This is a genomic window from Streptomyces sp. PU-14G, assembly GCF_041028275.1.
GTDB lineage: Bacteria > Actinomycetota > Actinomycetes > Streptomycetales > Streptomycetaceae > Streptomyces.
Window position 1 is genome coordinate 1 of sequence record NZ_JASKYT010000694.1, and the last position, 1,003, is coordinate 1,003.

Annotated in this window: 1 protein-coding gene; it reads left to right on the top strand. The window is 72.2% G+C overall.

Annotated features, from left to right (window positions below):
• On the top strand, positions 1–1,003 hold a 1,003-nt coding region (locus tag AB8Z75_RS34765), incomplete at both ends, for an acyltransferase family protein (protein ID WP_369209106.1).

The following is a 1,003-nucleotide window of genomic DNA, read 5'->3' on the forward strand; positions in this document are numbered from 1 at the left end:
CGAGAAGGGTGGGGGAAGGGGCCCCGCCGAGCGCGATCCCTTTCTCGACAACGCCAAGTTCCTGCTGATCGTGCTCGTCGTCATCGGTCACACCTGGCCCATGGGGCTGGTCGAGGGCTCCCGCACCGTGAAGGCCGCCTACCTGTGGATCGCCTCGTTCCACATGCCCGCCTTCATCCTGCTCAGCGGCTATCTCTCGCGCGGCTTCACCGGACGCCCCGACCAGTTGCGCAGACTGCTCGCCGGAGTACTCGTGCCGTACCTCGTCTTCGAGGTGCTCTACAGCGCGGTGGAGGCCACCGTCTGGCACAAGCCGTACCGGCTCACTCCGACCGAACCCACCTTCGTGTGCTGGTTTCTGGCCGCACTCTTCGTCTGGCGGCTGACCGCGCCGGTGTGGCGGGTCGTGCCCTGGCCGGTGCCCGTGGCCGCGCTGATCTCCCTGACCGCCGGCACCTCCACCCTGGGCCACGACCTGGCGCTGCCCCGCGTGCTGATGTTCCTCCCCTGGTTCGTGCTGGGACTGACCCTGAACCCCGCCCACCTCGCGCGGCTGCGCGACAGCGGCTGGGTGCGCTGGTGCGCCCCGGTGGTGCTCACGGCCGGCGCCGCCGCAGCGTACGCGCTCGCCCCCGGCACCGATGTGCACTGGCTGTGGATGAGCTACGGTCAGGCCGACCTCGGCGTCGCCGCGATGCCTTACCTGCTCGTGCGGCTGGCCCTGTTCGCGGTGACCGCCCTGATGACTGCCGCCTTTCTCGCCCTGGTACCCCGGCGCACGCTGTGGCTGACCGCGCCGGGCGCCGTCACCCTGTACCCGTACCTGTTGCACGGGCTGCTGGCCACCACCGCCCACGCGTACGGCTGGGACGCGCCGCTGCGCCCACTGGGCCCCCTGGGCGCGGCCCTGCTGACGGCCCTGGGCGCCGCTGCCGCCGTCCTGCTGTCGACCGCGCCCGTGCGGTGGCTCACGCGGCCCCTCGTCGAACCGCCCCTGCCGGGC